This window comes from Rhizomicrobium sp. (genome assembly GCF_056722145.1).
The window spans coordinates 1-3,255 of sequence record NZ_JBWZET010000324.1; the positions used below are offsets into that span (position 1 = coordinate 1).

Below are 3,255 nucleotides of genomic sequence, written 5' to 3' on the forward strand. Positions count from 1 at the left end.
AACCGGGCGCGCGGCTCGACGTCGGCGCCAGCGGCTTCGACGGAATCGCCGTCGCGCGCCTGGCCTCGCCGTCGCCCGCCCGATTGCGCGCCGGGCTGATCGCGGCCATGCTGGCGCTGCGCGGGCGCGAGGCGCCGCGCGTCTGGTCGTGACGGCGAGGAACTTGCTAGCTTCGCCGGCGACGTGATCGGGGGGCCGCATGAATCTGACGCCGCGCGAAAAGGACAAGCTGCTGATCGCCATGGCGGCGGTCGTCGCCCGCCGCCGCCTCGAACGCGGGGTGAAGCTCAACCACCCCGAGGCGGTGGCCTTGATCACCGATTTCGTCGTCGAAGGCGCGCGCGACGGCCGCTCGGTCGCCGAGCTGATGGAGGCGGGCGCGCATGTCGTCGCCGCCGATCAGGTGATGGACGGCGTGGCGTCGATGATCCCCGACATCCAGGTCGAGGCGACGTTCCCCGACGGCACCAAGCTGGTCACCGTCCACGCGCCGATCCGCGGCGCCGATGACGCGCTGGTTCCCGGCGAGACGGTTGCCGCGCCGGGCGACATCGTCATGAACGAGGGCCGCGAGACGATCAGCCTCGAAGTGGCCAATTCCGGCGATCGGCCGATCCAGGTCGGCTCGCACTACCATTTCTTCGAGACCAATCCGGCGCTGAAGTTCGACCGCGCCAAGGCCAGGGGTTTCCGCCTCGACATTCCCGCCGGCACGGCGACCCGCTTCGAGCCCGGCCAGACCCGTAAGGTGCGCTTGGTGGCGCTGGCCGGCAAACGCCAAGCGATCGGCTTCCGGCAGGAGGTCATGGGGAAGGTTTGAAGCCCCTCGCCCGCTTCGCGGGAGAGGGGTTGGGGTGAGGGCAAGTCTCCCCCTCCCCTTCCCCTCATCCGGCGCTGCGCGCCACCTTCTCCCGCAAGCGGGAGAAGGGTTTCGCCCCGGCCGCTACTGCCACATTCCCTTCTTTGAGGCCCTCAATGAAGAATTCTCCCACCTCTCTTCCCCGCGCCGCCTACGCCGACATGTTCGGCCCGACCAAAGGCGACCGGCTCAGGCTCGCCGACACCGAGCTCTTCATCGAGGTCGAGAAGGACTTCACCGTCTACGGCGACGAGGTGAAGTTCGGCGGCGGCAAGGTCATCCGCGACGGCATGGGCCAGAGCCAGGCGACGCGGGCGCGCGGCGCGGTCGACACCGTCATCACCAACGCGGTCATTCTCGACCATTGGGGAATCGTCAAAGCCGACGTCGCCATCAAGGACGGGCTGATCCATGCGATCGGCAAGGCGGGCAATCCCGACATCCAGCCCGGCGTGACGATCGTCATCGGGCCGGGCACCGAGATCATCGCCGGCGAGGGCAAGATTCTCACCGCCGGCGGCTTCGACAGCCACATCCATTTCATCGCCCCGCAGCAGATCGAGGAGGCGCTGGCGAGCGGCGTCACCACCATGCTCGGCGGGGGCACCGGCCCGGCGACCGGCACGCTCGCCACCACCTGCACGCCCGGGCCCTGGCATCTGGCGCGGGTGATCGAGGCGGCCGACGACTTCGCCATGAACCTCGGCTTCGCCGGCAAGGGCAACGCGTCGAAGCCGGCGGCGCTGATCGAGCAGGTCGAGGCGGGCGCCTGCGCGCTGAAGCTGCACGAGGACTGGGGCACGACGCCGGCGGCGATCGACTGCTGCCTGTCGGTGGCCGACGATTACGACGTGCAGGTGATGATCCACACCGACACGCTCAACGAATCCGGCTTCGTCGAGGACACGATCAAGGCGTTCAAGGGCCGCACCATCCACGCCTTCCACACCGAAGGGGCGGGGGGCGGCCACGCGCCCGACATCATCAAGGTGGCGGCGCTGCCCAACGTGCTGCCGTCGTCGACCAACCCGACCCGGCCCTATACCCGCAACACGCTCGACGAACACCTCGACATGCTGATGGTCTGCCATCACCTCGACGGCGCCATTCCCGAGGACCTCGCCTTCGCCGAGAGCCGCATCCGCAAGGAGACGATCGCGGCCGAGGACATCCTGCACGACCTCGGCGCATTGAGCATGATGTCGAGCGACAGCCAGGCGATGGGCCGGGTCGGCGAGGTGATCATCCGCACCTGGCAGACCGCCGACAAGATGAAGCGCCAGCGCGGCCGGCTCGAGGGCGACGGGCGGGACAACGACAATTTCCGCGCCAAGCGCTACGTCGCCAAATACACCATCAACCCCGCCATCGCCCACGGCGTGGCCAAGCACATCGGCTCGGTCGAGAAGGGCAAGCTCGCCGATCTGGTGTTGTGGAGCCCGGCGTTCTTCGGCGTGAAGCCCGATATGGTGATCAAGGGCGGCGCGATCGCCTGCGCCCAGATGGGCGACCCCAACGCTTCGATCCCGACGCCGCAGCCGATCCATTACCGGCCGATGTTCGGCGCCTTCGGACGCGCGCGCACCGGGACGTCGCTGACCTTCGTGTCGCAGGCGGCGATCGACAAGGGCCTGGCGCGCAAGCTCAAGGTGGCCAAGCGGCTGGTCGCCGTCGAGAACACGCGCAAGATCGGCAAGAAGAGCCTGATCCACAACGACGCGACGCCGAAAATCACAGTCGACCCGGAAACCTACGCCGTGACCGCCGACGGCGTGCTGCTGGTCTGCGAGCCGGCGGACAAACTGCCGATGGCGCAGAGGTATTTCTTGTTTTGAGGGACGGGGCTGCAACCTCCTGCGTCGCCCCCGCGAAAGCGGGGGGCCAGCGCGGATCGAGGGCCGAGGCGGCGGAAGCGCTGGATCCCCGCTTGCGCGGGGATGACAGCAAGGACGGCGTCAGGCGTTCAGCGTCTCGTACAAATCCATCCAATCGGGGTTCATCGCCTCGATCAGCTCGAGCTTCCAGGCGCGCTCCCACTTCTTGAGCTGCTTTTCGCGGACGATCGCCTCGTCGATGTCAGCGTAGCGTTCATACCAAACAAGAAGTCTGACGTTGTACTTGCGTGTGAACGCCGCTCCGACGCCATTGCGGTGCTCATGCGCGCGGCGGCCGAGATCGTTGGTTACGCCCACGTACAGCGTGCCGTTGCGGCGGCTCGCCATGATGTAAACGGCGTAGCGCTCGTCGCCCACCTTGCGCCCCCAATTCGCCGAATTGTCACCCCCGCTTTCGCGCTAGTTGATGCACACATCTTGGTGCGGCGGAATGACTCGGGGTTGGTTTTGGGGCTTCCGGCGGCGGCGGATGGTGTGATTCTGTTGGCGGCGCTTCGATTC

General features: G+C 67.5%; 3 protein-coding genes. 2 read left to right on the top strand and 1 reads right to left on the bottom strand.

From position 1 onward, the window contains the following. The first annotated feature begins 199 nt into the window (after positions 1-199). Together AC1P6P_RS17415 and ureC are read left to right on the top strand one after the other, a co-directional pair. The gene (locus AC1P6P_RS17415) at positions 200-820 is read left to right on the top strand and encodes an urease subunit gamma (RefSeq protein WP_481403715.1); all 621 of its coding nucleotides are present in this window, start codon (positions 200-202) and stop codon (positions 818-820) included. A gap of 155 nt (positions 821-975) precedes the next feature. Further along, positions 976-2,694 carry an urease subunit alpha gene (ureC, locus tag AC1P6P_RS17420; protein ID WP_481403716.1) on the top strand — a complete coding sequence of 573 codons (1,719 nt, stop codon included), beginning with the start codon at positions 976-978 and terminating at the stop codon, positions 2,692-2,694. Between the two features lie 120 nt (positions 2,695-2,814). On the opposite strand, the gene AC1P6P_RS17425 is transcribed toward ureC, so the two are convergent. Further along, positions 2,815-3,111, bottom strand: a complete 297-nt coding sequence (locus AC1P6P_RS17425; protein WP_481403717.1) for a GIY-YIG nuclease family protein — start codon at positions 3,109-3,111, stop codon at positions 2,815-2,817. Between the last annotated feature and the right edge of the window lie 144 nt (positions 3,112-3,255).